15 protein-coding genes are annotated in these 20,266 nt (G+C 64.4%); 3 read left to right on the forward strand and 12 right to left on the reverse strand.

Going from position 1 to position 20,266, the window contains the following annotated elements:
* Positions 1 to 126 precede the first annotated feature (126 nt).
* The 9 genes from ACODTW_RS00770 to ACODTW_RS00810 all read right to left on the reverse strand — a co-directional run bounded on the left by ACODTW_RS00770 (position 127) and on the right by ACODTW_RS00810 (position 13,512).
* Positions 127 to 1,569 carry an NAD-dependent succinate-semialdehyde dehydrogenase gene (locus ACODTW_RS00770; RefSeq protein ID WP_488943954.1) on the reverse strand — a complete coding sequence of 481 codons (1,443 nt, stop codon included), beginning with the start codon at positions 1,567 to 1,569 and terminating at the stop codon, positions 127 to 129.
* 152 nt (positions 1,570 to 1,721) lie between these two features.
* Positions 1,722 to 3,005 (reverse strand): 4-aminobutyrate--2-oxoglutarate transaminase, encoded by a 1,284-nt coding sequence (gene gabT / locus ACODTW_RS00775; RefSeq protein WP_488943955.1) that lies wholly within the window; start codon positions 3,003 to 3,005, stop codon positions 1,722 to 1,724.
* Positions 3,006 to 3,119: 114 nt separating this feature from the next.
* Positions 3,120 to 4,868, reverse strand: a complete 1,749-nt coding sequence (locus tag ACODTW_RS00780) for a serine hydrolase (protein WP_488943956.1) — start codon at positions 4,866 to 4,868, stop codon at positions 3,120 to 3,122.
* Positions 4,861 to 5,754 carry a LysR substrate-binding domain-containing protein gene (locus tag ACODTW_RS00785; RefSeq protein WP_488943957.1) on the reverse strand — a complete coding sequence of 298 codons (894 nt, stop codon included), beginning with the start codon at positions 5,752 to 5,754 and terminating at the stop codon, positions 4,861 to 4,863. The genes ACODTW_RS00780 and ACODTW_RS00785 overlap by 8 nt, the downstream gene beginning before the upstream one ends.
* Positions 5,755 to 5,757: 3 nt before the next feature.
* Positions 5,758 to 6,942 carry a hypothetical protein gene (locus tag ACODTW_RS00790; RefSeq protein ID WP_488943958.1) on the reverse strand — a complete coding sequence of 395 codons (1,185 nt, stop codon included), beginning with the start codon at positions 6,940 to 6,942 and terminating at the stop codon, positions 5,758 to 5,760.
* Entirely contained in the window at positions 6,942 to 8,552 is a 1,611-nt protein-coding gene (locus ACODTW_RS00795; protein ID WP_488943959.1) for a sulfotransferase family protein, read from the reverse strand. Before ACODTW_RS00795 ends, ACODTW_RS00790 begins: the two co-directional genes overlap by 1 nt.
* A 56-nt stretch (positions 8,553 to 8,608) precedes the next feature.
* On the reverse strand, positions 8,609 to 10,975 hold the full coding sequence (locus ACODTW_RS00800) for a TonB-dependent receptor (RefSeq protein ID WP_488943960.1): 2,367 nt from the start codon (positions 10,973 to 10,975) through the stop codon (positions 8,609 to 8,611).
* A gap of 70 nt (positions 10,976 to 11,045) precedes the next feature.
* Entirely contained in the window at positions 11,046 to 11,891 is an 846-nt protein-coding gene (locus tag ACODTW_RS00805) for a carbon-nitrogen hydrolase family protein (RefSeq protein WP_488943961.1), read from the reverse strand.
* A gap of 178 nt (positions 11,892 to 12,069) precedes the next feature.
* Positions 12,070 to 13,512: a sigma-54 interaction domain-containing protein gene (locus tag ACODTW_RS00810; RefSeq protein WP_488943962.1), complete on the reverse strand. Its 1,443-nt coding sequence runs from the start codon at positions 13,510 to 13,512 to the stop codon at positions 12,070 to 12,072.
* Positions 13,513 to 13,833: 321 nt separating this feature from the next.
* Between ACODTW_RS00810 and ACODTW_RS00815 the strand changes: the two genes are divergently transcribed.
* The 3 genes from ACODTW_RS00815 to ACODTW_RS00825 all read left to right on the forward strand — a co-directional run bounded on the left by ACODTW_RS00815 (position 13,834) and on the right by ACODTW_RS00825 (position 16,330).
* Positions 13,834 to 14,817, forward strand: coding sequence for an ABC transporter substrate-binding protein (locus tag ACODTW_RS00815; protein ID WP_488943963.1), 984 nt, complete (start codon positions 13,834 to 13,836; stop codon positions 14,815 to 14,817).
* Positions 14,818 to 14,831: 14 nt separating this feature from the next.
* The gene (locus tag ACODTW_RS00820) at positions 14,832 to 15,605 is read left to right on the forward strand and encodes an ABC transporter permease (RefSeq protein ID WP_488943964.1); all 774 of its coding nucleotides are present in this window, start codon (positions 14,832 to 14,834) and stop codon (positions 15,603 to 15,605) included.
* Between the two features lie 86 nt (positions 15,606 to 15,691).
* Positions 15,692 to 16,330: an ABC transporter ATP-binding protein gene (locus ACODTW_RS00825; protein ID WP_488943965.1), complete on the forward strand. Its 639-nt coding sequence runs from the start codon at positions 15,692 to 15,694 to the stop codon at positions 16,328 to 16,330.
* A gap of 60 nt (positions 16,331 to 16,390) precedes the next feature.
* On the opposite strand, the gene ACODTW_RS00830 is transcribed toward ACODTW_RS00825, so the two are convergent.
* Genes ACODTW_RS00830 through ACODTW_RS00840 form a run of 3 tightly spaced genes read right to left on the reverse strand, consistent with a single transcriptional unit; the run spans position 16,391 to position 19,992 of the window.
* On the reverse strand, positions 16,391 to 17,290 hold the full coding sequence (locus ACODTW_RS00830; RefSeq protein WP_488943966.1) for a hypothetical protein: 900 nt from the start codon (positions 17,288 to 17,290) through the stop codon (positions 16,391 to 16,393).
* A gap of 12 nt (positions 17,291 to 17,302) precedes the next feature.
* The gene (locus ACODTW_RS00835) at positions 17,303 to 18,193 is read right to left on the reverse strand and encodes a hypothetical protein (protein ID WP_488943967.1); all 891 of its coding nucleotides are present in this window, start codon (positions 18,191 to 18,193) and stop codon (positions 17,303 to 17,305) included.
* A gap of 2 nt (positions 18,194 to 18,195) precedes the next feature.
* Complete coding sequence (locus ACODTW_RS00840; RefSeq protein WP_488943968.1) at positions 18,196 to 19,992, reverse strand: hypothetical protein; 1,797 nt, start codon at positions 19,990 to 19,992, stop codon at positions 18,196 to 18,198.
* Positions 19,993 to 20,266: the final 274 nt, after the last annotated feature.

Genomic DNA, 20,266 nt, shown 5'->3' on the forward strand with positions numbered 1-20,266 from the left:
TGGCCCCTGGACCCCCGCTTTCGCGGGGGAAGCAAGGAGGGGGCGATAGGTTAAGTTAGCCACCTATGGGTGCAGGCTGGGGACGGCAGGGAAAACCATTCCGATTCCACCTGAACCAGACAGCCCCTACACCCCCACCGCGGTGCAGACGGATTTCATTTCCAGGAATTCGTCGATGCCGCAGAAGCCGCCTTCGCGGCCCAGGCCGGATTCCTTGATCCCGCCGAAGGGCAGCACTTCGCTGGAAATCAGGCCGGTATTGACGCCCACCATGCCGGCCGCGATCTGGTCGATGACCCGGTGATACCGGTCCAGGCCGGATGTATAGACGTAAGCCGCCAGCCCGGCCGGACTGTCATTGGCCAGACGCAGGGCGTCGGCCTCTGTCCGGAAGGACTGGATGGCCGCGATGGGGCCGAAAATCTCCTGCCTTGCGATGGCGGAACGGGCGGCAACGCCGGTCAGCAGGCCGGGCGTCACGAAGGCCGGTCCGGCGGCATGTCGGGTGCCGCCCATGATCAGGCGGGCGCCGTCGGCCAGGGCGGCCTGCACCATGCCTGTCACCCGATCGGCCGCCCCTTCATGGATCAGGGGGCCGATCTGCACCCCCGGATCGCGGCCGGGACCGACGGTCAGGGCATCGATACGGGCCGCCATGATGTCGGTGAAGCGGGCCAGCACGCTGTCCTGCACCAGCACCCGGTTGGCGCAGACACAGGTCTGGCCGGCATTGCGGAACTTGGCCTGCATCAGACCGTCGGCCGCATCTTCCAGGTTGGCATCGTCGAACACGATGAAAGGGGCGTTGCCGCCCAACTCCATCGACACACGCTTCATGGTGGCGGCACAGCGCGCCGTCAGCATCTTGCCTACCGCTGTCGATCCGGTGAAGGTCAGCTTGGCCACGCGCGGATCATCCAGCAGCGGGTCGGCCACCGCCGCCGCCAGCCCCGTCACCACATTCAGCACGCCGGGCGGAATGCCCGCTTCCTGCGCCAGGGCGGCAAGCGCCAGCGCCGTCAGCGGCGTCAGTTCCGATGGTTTCAGCACCACCGTGCAACCGGCCGCCAGCGCCGGCCCCAGCTTGCGCGTCACCATGGCTGCCGGGAAGTTCCACGGGGTGATGGCCGCGACCACGCCCACCGGCTGGCGCAGCACCTGCAGGTGCCGGCCGGCCTGATGCGCGGGGATGACATGGCCATAGGCGCGGCGGCCTTCCTCCGCGAACCAGTCCAGGAAGCTGGCGGCATAGCGGATTTCGGCGCGGGCTTCGGCCAGGGGCTTGCCCTGCTCGGCCGTCAGCAGGGCCGCCAGATCTTCCAGCCGCGCCAGCATCAGATCGTGCCAGCGGCGGATCAGCCGGCCGCGATCGGCCGCCGTGCGCCGACGCCAGTCGGGCAGAGCGTCGGATGCGGCGTCGATGGCGCGGATGCTGTCGGCGGCCTCCAGGGCGGGAATGCGGGCGATGATGGCGCCGGTGGCCGGATCATTCACATCCAGGCTGCGCGGAGCGTCGACCCAGCCGCCATCAATGAAGGCCAGGCTGGGGAAACGGTTGGTATCGGTCATGGTGTTTATTCCGTGTCTTGGTGATCGTGACCGATCACCGACCTCAATCGCCGGCGCCACCATCCGGTGGCTTGGCTACGCCGCATGTGCGGCGCGGCGGCGGTCGCCGCCGATACCAAACTGCGATGAGTTCCGCTCATCGCAGTTTGGTATTACTCCGCATCCAGGCCGGCGATGGCGGCGGTCATGATGGCAATGCCTTCGCGCAGCACTTCATCCTCCACCGTCAGGGGCACCAGCAGGCGGATGGCATTGCCGTAGAGGCCACAGGTCAGCAGGATCAGCCCACGATCCAGGGCGGCGGCGACGACCGCCTTGGCCTTGGCGGCGCTGGGGCTGCCATCAGCTTCCACCATGTCGAAGGCGACCATCGCGCCCAGGCGACGGAACCAGCGCACGGCATTGCCGCCGGGACCGCGCTGGGCCGATTTGATCGCCGCCTCAAACGCGGCACCGACCCGTTCCGCCCTTTCGCACAGGCGCTCCTCTGCGATCACGTCCAGCACGGCCAGGGCGGCGGCACAGGCCACCGGGCTGCCGGCATAGGTGCCGCCCAGGCCGCCGGGCAGCACCTTGTCCATCACGGCCGCGCGGCCGATGACGGCGGACAGTGGGAAGCCGCCGGCCAGGCTTTTGGCGACGGTCATCAGGTCGGGCTTTACGCTGAAATGTTCCATGGCGAACAGCCGGCCCGTGCGGGCGAAGCCGGTCTGCACCTCGTCTGCGATCAGCAGGATGCCATGCCGGTCGCAAAGCGCGCGCAGGGCCGTCATCAGGTCGGCCGGGGCGGCGTGGAAACCGCCCTCGCCCTGCACGGGTTCGATGATGATGGCCGCCACATCGGCCGGCGCGATATCGGCGGCGAAGATGCGGTCCAGTGCCGACAGGCTGTCGGCCGTGGTCAGGCCCGTGGACGGGCAGGGGAAGGGGGCATGGAACACGCCGGCCGCCGGGGCACCGAACTGCGCCTTGTAGGGCACGACCTTGCCGGTCAGGGCCATGGTCATCATGGTGCGGCCATGGAAACCGCCGGCAAAGGCGATGATGCCGGTCCGGCCCGTGGCGGCCCGCGCGATTTTCACGGCATTTTCCACGGCCTCAGCCCCGGTGGACAGCAACAGCGTCTTGGCCGGCCCGTCCATGGGGGCCAGCGCGTTCAGCCGTTCGGCCAGCCGCACATAGGGTTCATAGGCCACGACCTGGAAAGCGGTATGGGTATAGCGGTCCAACTGGTCGCGCACGGCGTCGATGACACGCGGATGGCGATGGCCCGTGTTCAGCACGGCGATGCCGCCGGCGAAATCGATGAAGCGGCGGCCGTCGGCATCCCATAATTCGGCATTGCCGGCGCGGGCGGCGAACAGCGGCGTGGCGGTGGCGATACCATCGGGCACGGCGGCCCGGCGGCGGGCCAGCAGATCGGCATTCTTGGACATGGGCTGAAGGTTCCCGTCATGGAAGGACGGGACCGATCCTGTCGCCTTTCCCGTCCCTTGCGCAGGCGACAAGCGCGCATCTGGTGGTGACTGAAAGTCACCGCCCTGAGATGGTCAGGGACAGAGCGGGCGGATGCGGTCCAACTGCTGGATAGCGGCGTCCACGGGAAATTCGTACCCGTCGGAAAAGGCGTAATAGATCAGGCCGTTGGGTGGCAGCATGATGGTCACCCCGCCATAGCCGCTGAACACGGGCACGATGGTGCGGCAGGTAAGGCCGGGGAACGTCTCCGGCGTCACCACCCGGCCCCAGCTGTTATGGCGATAGACCCAGCCGCCGGCGGGCCTTCCGGGCAAGGGCGGCACGGGCAGGCCGGTCGCCCCGTCGCGGAACAGGGCGGCGCGCAGCCTTTGTTCATCCAGCACGGGCACGCCGCCGATGCGGCCCGTCCCATCGGCCAGGAACCGGCCCAGGCGGGCGACATCGTCCAGCGTATAGAACAGGCCATAATAGCCGGATGGCATCCCGTCAGGCCGATTGTCGCTGCGGATGGTGCGGGTGAACCCGGCGCTGAGCCCCAGGGGACCATAAACGTCGCGCACCATCAGATCGAACAGGTCGCCGCCGCCCTGGCCCGCCAGAAAGGCGGCCATGGCCGCCGTCGCCAGATAGGTGTCGCTGGAATGATAGACCCAGCGCTGTCCCGGCGGTTCGTGCCGCTGAAAGCCGTTCAGGGCCAGGGACAGCTTTTCCGCCCGCCCCTCAGCGGTCAGGAAGGCGGCCATGGTCTCCCCTTCCTCATCCGCCTCGAATTCCGGGCTGGCATAGCGGCCGCTGGCCATGTCGTTCAGATGCGACAGGGTGATTCCGTCCCAGCCGCCGGCCCTTGCCGCCTCCGGCAGCAGGTCGGGCAGCGGCCTTTCATAGAGGTCCCGGCCGAACATCTGCCCCAGCCGCATCTGGGCCAGGGCGGCAAACACGCTTTTGCCGGTGGAATAGGACGGCAGGCGACGATCAGCGCAGAAGGGATAGGGGCCCAGCGCGGCATCGGTACGCCCCCGGCAGCCGGCCGCGTAATGCCGGCCATCGACGATGACGCCCAGGGCCTGGACGCTGTCCTGATGGCGGAAGGCGGCCAGCAGCCGATCCGGCTCCACCCCTGGGTGGTCAAGCGCCAGTTGCGACAGGGGCAGCAGCGGCAGACGGCTCAACAATTCCCGCGCCTGCGTCACCCGGATTGCTGCTGCGTCAATGATGGGCGCTGCGTGGAATTCCGCCTTCAGCAGGGCAGTCAGGTCGAATTTCAGGACGGGGCAGCCCTCATTCACAATCTGCAGGGCTGCGTGCGAGACGGCGGGGGACGGTCCGTCGCCGATCAGCAGGGTCAGGCTGCCCTGATGGGCGCAATTTTGGTTGCGCTCCACCAGGGTCAGGGGCAGGGCCGCGCGGCGATAGCCACCATCACCCGGTTCCCGCCAGATGCGGCCGGGCCCGATGATGGCGTTCCAGCGACGATGGCCGGTGATGACCAGACCCTGGTCTGCGGGGATCAGGAAGCCCCCATCCTGCACCAGCGCAATGTGCAGGGTGGGCAGGTCGGAAAGTGTGTCCGTGCCCGATGCCGTCTCCCCGAACAGGTCCAGATGCACGGCGATGTGGTCGGCCCGGCCTGACAGGGTCAGCACCCCTTCCAAGGTGCCGTCCGCCGCCACGGCATTGGGGCCCGGCAGGAAGGCGGCATTGGGCACGGGCCGGTCGAAGCGGCCGCCATTGCGCAACAGATCAGGACCCAGGGGCGGGCGGGCCGCGGCCGGCAGGGCCAGCAACAGGGCCAGCAGCAGGGCGGCGATCGCCCTAGTCATGGGCTTCATCCTTCACGACGGACAGCAGCCAGCGGCAGAAGGATTGGATGGCCGGCTGTCGCCGCCGATCGGCGCGGCAGACCAGCATATAGGGGTCCAGCCGCACGTCGCTGGCCACCGGTTCTACCAACCGGCCCGCCCGCAGATCGTCGCCCAGCAGCAGACTGTTGGCCAGTGCCACCCCGTCGCCATTGCGCGCGGCATCGATCGCCAGGGTGGAATGCCACAGCATGGGGCCCGGCAGGTCGGCCGGGCTGTCGATGCCGCAGGCCAGGAACCAGCGCCGCCACTGGCCCTGATCCTCCTCATGCAGCAGGCGGGCGCGCAGCAGATCGGCCGGACCCGGCAGGGGGCCGTGGGCGGCCAGCCAGGAGGGCGAGCAGACAGGCAGCACGCGCGGCCGGGCGATTTCCACCTGGTAGAGGCCGGGCCCGTTCGCCTGTCCATAGGCGATCAGGATGTCGGCTTCGTGCCGGGCCAGATCCGGCACCTGTTCGGACGGGCGGATCTGCAGGGCGATGCCGGGCTGCTGTTCCTGGAACCGGCCGATGCGGGGCAGCAGGAAGCGCTGGGCAAAACCGGGCACGCACCAGACGCGCAGACTGTCCTGCCTTACGCTGTCGCCTAGTTCGGCGGCGGCGTCATGCAGTTCTGCCAGGGCGGCGGCGACACGATCATGGAAGCGGCGGCCCGGCACTGTCAGGGTCAGGCTGTTGCCGCGCCGGTCGAACAAGGCCGTGCCGGCCCAATCCTCCAGCGCGCGGACATGGCGGCTGACAGCCGCATGTTCGATACCCAGTTCGGCCGCGGCGCGGCGGATGCCGCCCAGGCGCCCGGCCGCTTCGAAGGCGCGCAGGGCGGCAAAGGGGGGAAGGGCACGCGCCATGGATCAGACCGTCTCCGCTGTCAGGGGCCGCTTCGCCATGCGCCGGGCCGACAGGAAGGATGCCGCCAGACAGGCCAGCAATACCAGCACCGACATGTCGATCAGCATCCCATACCGGTCATCGCGCAGCAGCAGGGCACCCGCCAGCGGTCCGCTGGCCAGCCCCAGCTTGGAAAAGAACCCACCCAGCGAGGCCCATTGCCCCGATCTGTCCAATGCCGCGCAGATGCCGAACAGGTAGGGCACGGCCATGGACCAGGTGATGGCACTGACACAATTGGCCAGGGTGAACAAGCCGGGATCGGCGCTGAAATGCAGGGTCCAGGCGGCCGCGACATTGACCAGCACGGCCAGGGTCAGCGGCCAGACACGTCCGAATCTTGTCTCCAGCGCCACCACCAGGGCCGATCCCAGCGCCCCGGTCCAGGCGGCGATGCCAACCACGGGCTGCACGAAGTCGGGTTCCAGCCCGGAACTGGTGCCCAGGCCGATCATATAGGCGCCCAGGCCCATGTTCCCGCTCTGGAACAGGAACAGCGCCAGCAGGGCCAGGGCCAGCGTGGTCCGCGTACCGGGCGCGGGGCCGGTAGACCCGCTGGCGCCACCCGGCCGGGCGGCAGGCACGGGAAAGGCCGGCAGAAAGGGCAGGGCTGCGAAGGCCAGGGCGCTGAGCCCGGCCAGGGCCAGGAACAGGGCGGCTGGCCCCAATGCCGCCTGCACATGCGGGATCAGGATGACACCCAGGCCGCCGGCCCCATATTGCACGCAGAGCAGCATGCCGAAGGCCCGGTCCTGCCGCTGCGTGCGGGCGATGACCGACAGGCCCAGCCCGACGGAAAATCCGCCCAACAGCCCGTGCAGGGCCCGCAGCGGGATCAGCAGCGCCGGGGTCAGCATCAGGATCGACAGCATGTCCAGCATGATCATGGCGATCAGCAGGCCCGCCTGCACCGGCCGCCAGCGCAGCCGCCGCACGAAGGGCACACAGGCCAGCGCCCCCGCCGCCGCGCCATAGACATTGGCCGACATGACGAAGCCGGCGGAACGGCTGTCGAAGCCGCCGGCCGTCACCAGCCCGGCCACCAGGGCCGGCATGATGTTCACATAGAACAGGCCGGCCGTGGCCGTTAGCGCCAGCAACCCGTAGGCCAGAAGCCCTTCGGGCAACCGGTAGCGGTCCAGTGCCATCAGGCATCTCCTGGCAGGGGGGGAATGGGGATGCCGCCGGCGCGCAGGATGCGGGCCAGCGGCTCAAGGTCGGCGGCATGCCGGCGCCAGGCGCCGACCGACCGTGCATGCAAAGGCTGGCGGACCTGGGCGGCGCTGGCCGTCGCCGTGGGGGCGGCGTTGCGGTGGAATTCCAGACAGTCGGGATGGAAATCCAGGCCGCAATGGTCCAGCAGGCGGCGGGTCTCCGCCTCCTGCGCGGCCACCAGCTTTTCATAGGACAGGTCCAGCAGCGTGCCGGGGAACAGGCGCCGCCAATGATCCATCAGCGCCGCCTGACCCAGGTAATAGCGCCCCAGATCCGCCAGATCGTAGGAGAAGGGATAACCCATACGGAACAGGGTCTTGTACATGGCAAAGCAACTGTCCATCGGGTCGCGCGTCAGATGCACGATGCGCGCCCGCGGCAGCGCCAGCCGGATGATGGCGACCGACAGGAAATTCACCGGGTTCTTGTCGATCAGCACGGGGGCCGCCGCGCCATATTGGCGGATGCGGTCCAGATAGCGCCGGCCCACGGCGGCGAAATCCACCTTCAGCGACGCCTGCACCAGTTCCAGGCGCGGCGGCGCGCGGCCCAGCACATCCAGCAGCGCCATGGTCAGGTCCGTGGTCTCCCCCAGGCTTTCCACCTGCGGGTGGGAGGACAGGATACGGTCGACCAGCGTCGTGCCCGACCGGGGCAGGCCCAGCACGAACAGCACGCCCTCACCGCCATCACCCGTCCTGGCATCGGCGATGGCGTCGGCCGTGAAGGCATCGCGCAGCGCCGCCATGGTTTCCAGATCCTGTTCGACGCGATAGGCCATCCGGGCCCGCCGCGCCGCCGCCCCGCGCCGCAGCGCCTGGAAGGACGCGGCATGGTCGCCCAGATCCTCCAACTCCTTGGCCAGGGCGTAGCACAGCTCCACCTCTCCCCGCGCTGGGCCCGGTACTTGCGTGCGCAGGGCCTGCAACCGCCGCAGGATACCGGCGACATGGTTCTGTTCCGGCGTCTGCCGGCGCAGGGTGGACCGGTTGTACCAGGCATCGGCATCGGCCGGGTCGGCCTGGATCAGCCGGTCCAGCGCCTGTTCAGCCTCTGCCATCCGGCCCAGCGCCATCAGCGCCGTGGCGTGGTTGTAGCGATAGGGCTGATGGTTGGGCCGCAGACGCATGGCCTGACCATAACAGCGTTCGGCATCCTGATGCTGATTGCCATGGCTGTGGATGGTGCCGATCCGGTCCAGCAGGGCCGCGTCATCGCCCGCCCCCTGTTCCAGCCGGGCCAGGATGTCGCCGGCCTCCCGCCGCTGCCCATTCTGCACCAGGGCTTCCACCAGCAACAGGACGGCTTCACGGTCCTGCGGGGACAGGGTGGCGGCGCGGCGGGCCGCGTCCAGCATCGGGCCGATCCGGCCCGTCGCCTGACGGGCGCGGGCCAGCAGCAGCCAAGCAGCGGCGGGCGCTCCGTCCATCCCCACCAGCGGTTCCAGCAGATCAAGCGCCGCCGCCGCCTGCCGCCGCGACAGCAGGGCCGCTGCCTCGGCCAGGCGGGATTGCAGGGAACCGGGCGGCGGCGGACCATCCATCGCGGCACTTTCCTTAATCCGGACCGGGCGGCGGGGTGCCGCCCGGTCGAAGGGGGTCAGAAATTGTAACTGACCGACAGGCCGACGGTCCGCGGCTGCGACAGCAGATACCGGTTGGTATTGCCATAGAAGCCCTGGCCCGGTGACGTGCCGGCATAGCGTTCGCTGAAGATGCCCGTCACGCCATCGGCATTGAAGACATTCTTCACGAACAGGGTCGCGTCCCAGCCGTCGCGGGCCAGACCGGCCGACAGGTTCCAGATCTGGAACGGGGCGATGCCGACATTATGGGTAGCGGAGCGGACGACGGCATTGCGGCTGGCGGACTGGTAATATCCCGACAGGCGCGTCGTCAGCCGCAAATCGTTGCCGACCTTCTGTTCATGCTGCAGGCTGAATGTGGCCGCGTGCCTGGGTGCGCTGGGCAGGGTCGTGCCCTTGGCCGCCACCACCAGTGTCGGGTCGTAGGGGGCGACGACATTGTCCGTCAGTTGCGCATCCACATAAGTGTAGCCCAGCGTGTAGGACAGGCCCGGCGCCAGCGGTCCCGACAGTTCCAGTTCCGCCCCCTTGGAGCGGGCAGAGCCGCCATTCTGCACGACATAGAAGCCCCAGACGGGGGTGGCCGTGTTCAACTGGATATGGCTCCAGTCGACATAGAAGCCGGTCAGGCCATAACGCTGTGACCCGATGCGGCCCTTTACGCCCATTTCGTAATTGACGGCCGTGTCGGCATTATAGGTCTGCCAGCGCGCATCCTCGGCAAAGTTGCCGCGGGTGGGCACGGCGTTGCTGCCGCCCCGGCGATAGCCTTCGGAGACGGTGGCATAGATCAGCGTATCCTCGTCCGGTTTCCAGGACGCATTGCCCTTGAACAGCACCTTGCTGTCATCCTGCGGGAAATCCACCGATGTCGGGCTGGAATAGGCGGTATAGAGCGGCAGGTCCATGGTGGTGTGGTTGCGCGCCTTGTTCTTGAAGGCGCGCAGGCCGCCGGTGATCTGGAAACTGTCGGTCAGGTGCCCGGTCAGCTCGCCGAACACAGCCTTGTCGGTGAAGCTTTCGCGACGGTGATAATCGAAATCCACGTCGCCGGCCACGCTGGCGGCCGACTTGGGATATTTGGCATCGAACCAGTTTTTGAAGCCCAGCAGCACATTCTGCTGATCCGACTTCAGGTCCTGATCCTGGTAATAGAGCCCGACCACATAGTCGAAGATGCCCACCGGTTCGTTGGAAACCAGACGCAGTTCCTCCACGATGGAGCGGTCGCCATAGGAACGGACGGCGACATCAGCGGGGCGGGGATAGTTGTAATAGAAGGACAGGAACCCGGCCTTGGCATAGAAGCCGCTATTGTCGCTGACGCTGTCCCCTTCATGGTCGTACCAGGAAGTGCTGGAGGTGAGCGTGGCAAAGCCGAAATCGGCCGTGGCTTCCAGGGCCGCCAGATCGACATCGCGCGACGATGGTTCGGCCATCACCGCCCCGTTCTGGTCATGGCCATAGGCATGGCCATAGCCGTCAAACCCCCGCGTTTCCGCCCGTCGGCCGCCCACATCGTCGGACTGGTGCGCGAAGGATGCCTTCAGCTTGAAGGTTCCCGACAGTTCAGCCAGCAGTTCGGCGCGCGCGAACCAGATGTCCACATCATCGGCATCCTTGTCCGTCCCATAGCTGGCGGCCGGGTTCAGGATGCCGCTGGGTGCATCGGGCGCGCCCTTGGCGTTCAGCTTGTACAGGTTGACGTAATCGACGGTCCCCGGCTGATCGATATGCGCGGCGTTCAGGCGCAGGGCCAGCTTGTCCGACAAGGGCTTGTTCAGCATGGCGTCCGCCGTCCAGCCGATGCCGCCCGATCCATCGGCATGACTGACACCAATGGAAGCCCGGCCTTCGGTGAAGTCGGTATTGGGTTCCTGCAGGATATAGCGGATGGTGCCGGCCAGGGAGCCGGAGCCATACAGCGTACCCTGCGGCCCGCGCAGGAACTCCACCCGCTTGATGTCGCGCAGCAGGAAATTGGCCAAGAGCGGCGTGTCGTTGACATAGGTGGAGACGGTGGACACCGCCGACACGGCATAGTCACCCAGCGAGGCGCTGTCGACATTCATGCCGCGGATGCGCACGCCATTGACGACGCTGCCATTGCGATAGCCGCGATCGACCATGGTGATGCCGGGCATGCCGCGCATCAGTTCGGCCGTGTCCTGGATCTTCGCCTTGTCGATGGTGGACCCTTCGACAGCGGAGATATTGTAGGGGACATCCAGCACCGTCGACAGACGGCGCGTGGCCGTCACGACAATCTCTTCCAACTGTGCCGGCGCGTCGGCGGCCAGGGCGGGCGATGCCGCCAGGGCCGCGCAAAGCGCCAGGGCCGAACAGCCTGTTCGGGGGATCATGCTCAATGGCTTGGTCATTGCGTGAAGCTCCCAATTCTTGATCGTTTGTTTGGATTTTCGACCCTTCCCCGCTTGGGGACGGCCTGGATCAGTCCGGAATGCGCAGCGGGCCCAGGGTCGACAGTGCCGGGCTGCGGCGACCCTCCTGCGTCAGCAGCGGGAAATCGATATTGCTGTCGCGGAAACTCTTCAGCGGCTGGCCCAGCCCGTGCCAGCCGCGTTCCCGCACACGGCGCACATGGGCAAGGTCCAGCTCGATGGGCATGATTTCCCGGCCCATGCCGGCCTGATGGATGATCTCCCCACCGGGGCCGAACAGGGCCGATTTGCCATTGCCGAAGTCACCCGCGACATTGACATCCAGCACATAGCATTGCTGGCAGACGGCCGTGGCGCGGCCGATGGCCAATTCGGCCTCCCGGTCGATCGTGTGGGTCAGGCTGGGATGCAGGATCACCTCCGCCCCCAGGGCGGCCAGGGAGCGGCTGGTTTCCGGAAACCACATGTCGTAGCAGATGGACAGGCCGAACCGGCCCACATCGGGCACGTCGAAGGTGACGAAACGGTCGCCGGGCGTCACCCCCTTCTCATAGGGCAGGAAAGGGAACATCTTGCGATAGCGGGCGACGACGCGGCCCGTCGGATCAATGACCGGGGCCGTGTTATAGACATGGTCGCCGTCACGTTCATAAAGCGTGCCCGGTACCAGCCAGACATTGTGTGCTACCGCCAGACCGCACAGCCAATCCTCCACCTTCCCCGGCAGCGGCACGGCCTGGGCGGTTCCGGTGCCGAACAGCGCCAGTTCCCCGAAAAAGACCATATGGATCCAGGGGAAGCGCAACTTGGCCAGCCGCACCTCCTGCTCGATCAGTGCGCGGTTGTCGCCGTTGCGCACGGCCAGTTGCAGGTTGGCGATGGAAAAATGTCCCAAAATGAACTCCCTTGTTCCCGCGCCCGTTCGGCGGGGCGTCTGATGACGGCACAGCTATATGCAGCCATCGTGCCAACGCTGGGACAAACGATGGGTCATTGATTTTACTGGATAATTTCAGCAGCGCGTCGGACTGCCAGCAGAGATCAATTCAATAATGAATAGGAAGTCGTTACGTCTATTCATTGCTGAATTTTGCTTCGCCAGCGCCGGCCCTCAGCCCGTGCTTGCGCAGCAGACGGGCGATGGTGGGTTGCGACACGCCCAGGGCTGCCGCCAGATCCTGTTGCCGACGGCAATGACGCAGGGCCGCCAGCAGGGTGGCGCGTTCTGCCCGGTCCAGGGCTGCCGTCAATGACCCGTCATCGGCGGGGCCGGCGGGGCTGGTTCCCGCCACTTCCGGCGGCAGGTCGCCCAGCCGGATGGTACCGCCATCGCACATGACCATGGCGCGTTCCAGGATGTTTTGCAGCTCGCGCACATTGCCGGGGAATGGATAGGCGCACAGGGCGTCGAAGGCGTCGCGGCCGATGGACAGGCTGATGCCATAGCGCTGGTTCAGATTGTCCAGGGTGCGGCGGACCAGCGGCGGCACGTCCTCTGGCCGTTCACGCAGGGCGGGTATGGCGATGGGCAGGACCATGAGGCGGAAGCGCAGGTCTTCGCGGAAGGCCCGTTCGGCCACCTTCTGGGCCAGATCGGCATTGGTGGCGGCGATGACGCGGACATTCACGCTGCGCGGTTTGGTCTCCCCCACCCGGAAGAAGGTGCGGCTGTCCAGGAAGGTCAGCAGCTTCACCTGCAATTCCGGCGGGCAGGCATCCACCTCGTCCAGGAACAGGGTGCCGCCATCGGCCGCATCCACCAGACCGGGCTTGCCCTTGGGGCTGGCCCCGGAAAAGGCGCCGGGCGCATAGCCGAACAGCTCCGCTTCGATCAGGGTCGGCGGCACGGCCCCGCAATTCAAGGGCACGAACGCACCGGTCTTGCGGGCGGACGCGTCATGGATCACCCGCGCGATGGTGGATTTGCCGGTACCCGTCGGCCCGGTCAGCAGCACATTGGTATCGAACCCCGCCGCGCGGGCCGCCATTTCCAGCACCCGCGTCATGGCCCCGCTATTGGCCACCAGCCCGCCCGCGTGCCATTCGGCCAGCCGCAGGCGCAGCAATTCCGACTTCATGGTGTCGATGGTGGCGCGCGACGCCTCCAGTTCCTCCCGCAGGTGGATCAGTTCGGTCAGGTCGCGTTCCGTCCCCACCACATAGGCGATGGCCCCCGTGGCATCGAACACCGGCTCCCCATGCACCAGCAGGGTGCGGCCCGACTTCACCTTCTGATTGATCACGACAGGCCGGCGGCTGGCCAGCACGCGGCTGGTCACATCGCTGTCGAAATTGCCCAGATCCAGCAGTTCCCGCACCGTCTTGCCGACCACCCCGCGCCGGTCGATCTGGTTCAGCGCCTCACAGGCGGCATTGACATAGAGAAGCCGCGTTCTGGCGTCGCAGACCCAGACACCGTCGGACATTACCTCGAAAATGGCGGCCAGCTGCCGGCCCAGATCGCCATCGAAGGCACGGCCCAGATCAATGGAACCCTGATTTGCCCTTGCACCCAAGCCGCACCTCCCGTTGGGCGTCATCCTATTGCAGGCAGGGGCTTATTCAAAAGTGAATTACGTGACTTCCAGCTCCGCTGCCCATGAACGGGTGGCGCGCTTCGATAATCCGCCGGCGACCGGAGTGCGGGGGGACGGCAGGTGGCGTTGTGTGGATAATGCGACGGTGGTGACTTCATGAATATTCGATAATACAAGTATATATCAATCAATACTAGTGTATTGACGCAAAAATTGTTATCAGAACTAAATTAATCATGTTAAATTGCCGGCATTCTGCGTACTGGGAGTGGAATAAGAATGAACAGACGAATACTTATCGTGTCGATCGCAGCGGCCGCGGCCGCTGGCGCAGCTGTCGGCGGCAAGGGCCTGGCGTTGAAGCTTTTCGGCTCGTCGTCGGCGGGCGGACGGGTACTCCGGATCGGCCATCTGGTCGCCCTTGACATGGCGCCGCTTTTCCTTGGGGTCGAAAAGGGCTTCTTCAAGGAAGCAGGATTCGATGTTCAGACCCGCTTCTTCCCCAATCCGGGTGACAACAATGCGGCCCTGGCCGGTGGCTCGTTGGATTTGACGGTCAACCCTTTCACCCTGCCTTATCTGGGCCGCAGCGCCGGCGGCGATTTCCAGGTCCTCTGTTCCATGGGGGGATCGGGCGTCATGGAAATGATCGCGCAACCCGAATCCGGGCTGAAGTCATTGGATGACCTCGCCGGCGCTGCCGGCCGTCCGCAGAAGGTCCGGATCGGCACATTGCAGGGCGATACGCTGGACGTCGTGATCTACCGGGCGCTGAAGGAACGCGGGGTCGGCTACGATCAGTTCGACATGGTCTTCTTCAATGACTTGCTGGCCATGGTGCAGGCGTTCAAATCCAAGCAGATTGATGTGCTGAGCCATATCAAGCCCTACACGACCGAACTGAAGCAGACCATGGGCGCGGTGTCGCTGGGAACGAATGCGGATGTCTGGGGCGAAGGGACGCCCAACTGCGTGCTGATGGGCATGCGCCCCTATATCGACGCCAACGGTCCGGCCATACGGGCGTTCATCGGTGCCTTGACGAAGGGTTACCAGTATGGCCGGCAGTTCCCGGCGGAGGCCGCGGCTGCGCTTGACAGCGGTCGCTACTATCAGGTCGCGCGGCCGGTGCTGGAACAGGCCCTGCGGGAGCAGCCGGAACAATTCCTGGCAACCCCGAACGAGAAGGGTTTGGGCGTGGCGATCGGTGATCTGGTGGCGCTGGGCTATATGAAGCCGGTCGACATGGACATTTTCCGCAGGGAATTCTTTCCGGCCAAGTGATGGGACACCCGTCGATGCAGGAGGAAAATTTCCGCAACCGGCTCTCCGGTGCCGCGATGAGCCTGCTGGTCCTGTGTGGCTTCTGGGAGTTGATCTCCATCATTCCCGGAGATGCCAATCCATTTCCGCCGCCATCCCGGTTCATGGCGGCGGCACTGGAACGCGGCCTGCGCATCGGGATCGGCGGGCAGGCATCGACCATACCCGAAGCCTGCATCCTCAGTATCATGCGCGTGCTGGCCGGGCTGTCCCTGGCCACGGTTGCCGCGCTTTTGTTTGCGACGCAGGTGGCTCTGCACCACCGGGTCTACCGGCTGATGCACCCGCTTGTGCAGTTTTTCGGACCCGTGGCGCCGGTGGCCTGGGTGCCGCTTGGTCTGGTGGCGTTCGGCATCGGTAATGTCACGGCCGTGTTCATTGTGTTCATGGGTGTGGTCTTTCTGCTGTCGCTGGCATTTACCGAAGCGCTGCGCGCCGCCGATCGCCGTTATGGTGAGGCATCGCGGGCGGTCGGTCTGAAACGCTTCCAGCACCTGGCCAAAGTCGTGCTGCCCGCGGCTGCCCCCCGCCTGCTGGGCAGCATCCGCATCAACCTGTTGAGTGCCTGGGCCGGGGTGCTGGCCGGGGAGATGACGGGCCTGGGCGACGGGCTGGGGGCTGTCGTCATGATCGGCCGGAACCTTTATGACTATAACCTGGTCGCGCTCGGGATATTCCTGATGGCGCTCATCGGTCTGATTCTGGACCTTCTTCTTCACTGGCTTCAGGAGCGGTACCTGTGGTGGTGAGCATTGGGGAAACCTGCCGGCATGAAGGCCGGGCGCCGCTGTTGATCCAGGCTAGGGGCATATCGCACGCGTTCAGCGGCTCTGCCGTGCTGGACGGGATCGATTGCGATGTGGCGACGGGGGAGACGATTGCCATTGTCGGTCGCTCTGGCGTGGGCAAGTCGACCTTGCTGAAGGTGCTGGCCCGACTGATCCCGCCCCGGGCGGGGCACATAGACTATGCGCTGTCGGCCGGTCAGCCGATGCGCATCGGCTTCGTCTTTCAAGATCACGAGCTGTTTCCCTGGCTGACTGTTCGGCAGAACATTGCCATGGCCGCCGCTCACGGCGTGCCGCCCGACCGCGCGGCGGATAAGATCGAGCAGATTGCGGCGCAGCTGTCGCTGTCGGATGCGCTGCATCTCTATCCGGGTCAATTGTCCGGCGGCATGCGTCAGCGGGCGGCCATCGCCAGAGCCTTGATCAACGACCCGCATCTGCTGTGCATGGACGAGCCGTTTTCCGCCCTGGATCCGATCCTGCGGCGAGAGGCGCGCGCGGCGGTGGGAGAGGCCATCCGACTGTCCGGTGCGGCCACGTTAATGGTCACCCACGACATCACGGATGCCATGCTGTTTGCGGATCGGCTGTGGGTTCTGCGACGGACCGGCCATGGTGCCTCGCTGCGGATTTTCGATCGCGCGACCGTGCCAGGTGACCCGGACGCGCTGTGCGATCTCTTCTGAGGCGGATGTTGCTGTTGGCCCGGCGCGCCAATGCGGCTCTTTTCCTGACGCAGATATGCCTTATGGTGACGGAGACGCCGCAGCCGTCGGCAGGGCCAGTTCGCGCAGTTGCTTCAGCGCTGATTTGCGTGATGCTGCCCGCTCGACACAGATCGCCGTGCAGGAATGCTGGGTGTCGTCCGGGATGGCCACCAGATCGCATCCGCTGCCCGTCCCCGACATCGAGACCATCAGCAGAAACCCCGCCTCATAGAGAACAAGCGCATCCATATGTTCGGGCGATGTTGATTGCAGGCCGCCAAGCAGGTCCTTTGTGCTTTTCCTCATGCGGTCATGCTGTGCCTGCCGCCCATTCCAATAGACCCTGAAAAGATCGATATCCATGCGCCTTTTCAGGCGGGCCTTATCGGCCTGGTCCAACAGAACACATTTATCGATCTGGCTCTCAAGGTCCAACAGGGCGGACATCAGCAGTTCCAGATCGCTGTAGCGCGTATAGACGACAGACCGGCTGGGCAGGGATTCGATTTCCGGATAGTCACTTTGTCGCCGCTGCTGGCGCTGAAGTGCGGTGCAAAGGGCTGCGAAACCCAGTTCCACCTTGGGAGCAATGGCGCGGCATGACTTCTCCGGTCCTACCCAATGGGGCATGTTGCGATGGCGATCGATAATGGCGTCGATCTGCCCCTCCACGCGCCTGACCTCTTCCCGGCGTTCGGCGCAGGTGCGTTCGTGCATGGTGACGAAAGTCTGGATCAGCAGCACAACCAGGGTGGCGCCCGCGGCAAGACCGGCGAAGGTCGTGCTGAAGGCGCTGAAGCTGGACGACCATACCTCCACGCTCAAGGATTGCCGTTGGCTGGCATGGATGGTGATACCGGTCGCGATGAAGCTCAGCAGAAAGCTGCCCGCGACCAGCGTGGCCACCCATGTCCACTGGCGCAGCCTGTTGATGACCATCGCCGCAGGCTCCTATTGGCTCAAGGGATGGGCAAGGTGGAACTGGTCTTTCTGTTCCACAAGTTCATAGCCCATGCGCCGGAACCAACCCGCGATGTTCGCAAGACGCCGGACAAAAATGCCATCCCTGTCATCATCGACCGGGACCTGCGCCGCCGTGACCAGTTTGGCTTTGCCGACGGTCGCCGCATAGTCGGGCCCGAACAGATCAATCATCTGACGCTCTGGCGTGTGCGGCGCGAAACAGTCCAGGTTGGCCGCGGCATGTCCGCCCTTGGGCAAGACGTTCGCGCCGGGACGCATCGACGCCCTGCCCGACCGATCTTCACCTCGGCCGGCCGCCAGCAGGATCAGGTTCAGGAAGCCCATATGGTCTTCTTTGCGAAGATACTGGTAGAGACCGATTGTCTCGCGAGTGCGTGCAATGGCCTCCACCGTCGGGTCGACCTCGCTGAACATGACCATGATCGGGTCATGTGGCGCTGCGGCGCGGACCAGTTCGGCCAGGATAAAGCCGATCTCCGTGGTCGTTGCGCCATGCCTGGATGCAGCTTCGTAACGGTAGGCCAGCTTCTGAAAATCGGTGGCCGTGAAGCCTGGGAACATCGTTCCCCAATGCACGTCAACGCAGATGATTTCAAAGCGTTCCAGAAAGGCAGGATTCGTGACAGCAGCCAGCATGCTGGCCTTCTCTTCAGGCAGGCAGGACAGGGTGAATTTCAAACGCAGAGTTTCACACAAGCGCAAGGGCAGTAGAAAACTGAGCGACCATCCACCAACGTACGGGTCGGGCCTCCTCGGGTTATTGGGATCGGGGTAGGCACCGACCCTGTTCATAGTGCGATGTATGGCGTTCTCGACGGGCGCTAAGTTGTCGTCCAGAATTAGTATTTCCATTTCCATGGTTACCCCCTGATGTCCCTGCTCTTGTTAATATTTCTGTCACTAAATGTTCCGATTGGCACCCATAGTAGATAATAGTCCGCGTCCTTCTTTCTCAATACATCTATTATTATCTCGCTGAGGTGTGGGTGCGTGCCGATTGCGAGCCGCATCTGGCCAAAACCGGTGCTTTGTCGGAATTCTATGCTGCTGGATTTAAGTAATAATGCGTTTTCTAATGCGTGTTTGTTTCTTTTGTCGACAATGTTCTCTGTATATATGCCCAATTCCTTACCATTTCTGACGAGAGCCCATTTTCCGCGGGTTTCCAGTCCATCACGGCGCGTGCATTGTCCATGCTTGGACAGGTTGACGCAGATCTCGTGACAGATGATGCGATGGAAACGGCCGATCCAGTCCACGGAAATAGAGTCATCGCTAACATCACAGAGCTTAAATTGCCGGCCTAGCTTCTTGAAATGCAGCTGGGATGGATCAATGACCTCATCCATGGAAATGATGTATTTGCTTAACCCGCCTCCACGGATCTGAAAATCAATGGCCACGCGATCTGATTGTTCCTTAAATGTGACGCTAAGTTCTCGGGCGACATCATTGATGGGTACATTGGGCGTGACGAGCGAGTCCTCAGTCTGGACAGCCTTCGCGCTATCGACCATCAGTCCGGCAATGGCCTTCGTACTCCCGATGCGATCGCTGGCCATGTTGAGCTTGCTTCTATGGGGTTCGCCGACATCGCGGGCTACGGTGTCGATCAGCGTTCGCGGCATCTCCAGGTCGTTGCGCACCTGATGCAGGATGTAGCCGTAGTTCCGGCGGGTCTGGCTTTCATAATAGAGCAGCAGGTTCTTACGGGCTTCCACCAACGCGCTGAGTGTCAGCAGATATTGGCACTGCAAGTAGAACCGTCGCTCGTCCTCGGAAACTTCTGGCTTCTTAAGTCCGGCAGCATAATAGAGACCGAAAAAGCAGCCGCCAGGATCCTTGCTGGACCGCTCCGGATAGCTGGAGAACAAGTCTCCATCGGTGCGGTTGGCTCGCGCCGCCCGCAGGTCCGCCGTCAGGTCGCTGGCATCCAGGAATGGACGGGAAAAGGGAATGATCACAAGCATGCAGTCCCGCAGTTTCTTGCGCAGGCTTGCGGGCACCGTTCTCAATGTCCGCGATAACAGCATGTGGATGGAGGCATTGGCCAGATCGGAACTGGCGTGTCGTTTCGCGTTCGCGGGCAACGGAAAGAAGCCGGTGACCGGAAGCGTCAGCTTCTCCGGCTCCGGCGGCCCCTTGTTGGGTTCCCACGAATCATTTGGCAAGTTATCGATGCTGAGCGGGATGCGGTGGGAGAAATAGTCATAGACCTGATCGTTGAGGACGATGTAATTCCCTTGCTTTTCCCGATGCAGCGGCCCGCAACCCGTACTACTGTCTGCGGGGCTGGACAGTGAACTGATCGCCGCCGTCCAGGCCCTGACCAATCGGGACCGGTCGCCTGCACTGATCCATCCTTGGTAGGCGTTGATCAGGGAGACGAACTGCCGTCCACGATCATGGCGCGGCTGGGGGTGCCACTCCATCTTGTCTGAAATGATCGCCAGTTCGCACAATACCGGCGTCAGCCCCTGCCCCCTCATGAAATCAGCGAAGATATCCAGCACCTTCCGCCGCTGCGCTGCCGGCACCGGCGCTGCTTTTCCATGGGGGGTGGCGATCCTGGCGATGGCTGCCAGATCGATGGGTTTGACATGATCCAGAGGAAAAAGTGCGTTCAAGCCCAGAATTTGTGACGACATACTGTTCATATTTAGGCACCACCGTCACTGAATATTAGTGAATTCATCGGAATTCGTTCTATATGATGGCATATTGAGGGGTATTTTCAACGGTAATTAGCCAAAATTGACTTTGTCGGAGATTATTGTGCTTGTCTTTTGGCCGCGGCATGGGCCGAGATGGCATTGGTTGCGGGAATGTTCACGTCGCACGGTTGTGGCATTCTCAGCCTATGCGGCAATGACGGTAGCGACTCACACATATTAAGTCGCAAAAAAAGCCAAGGCGTATGGGGGCCGCGGC

The sequence above is a fragment of the Niveispirillum sp. FG148 genome (assembly GCF_057809655.1).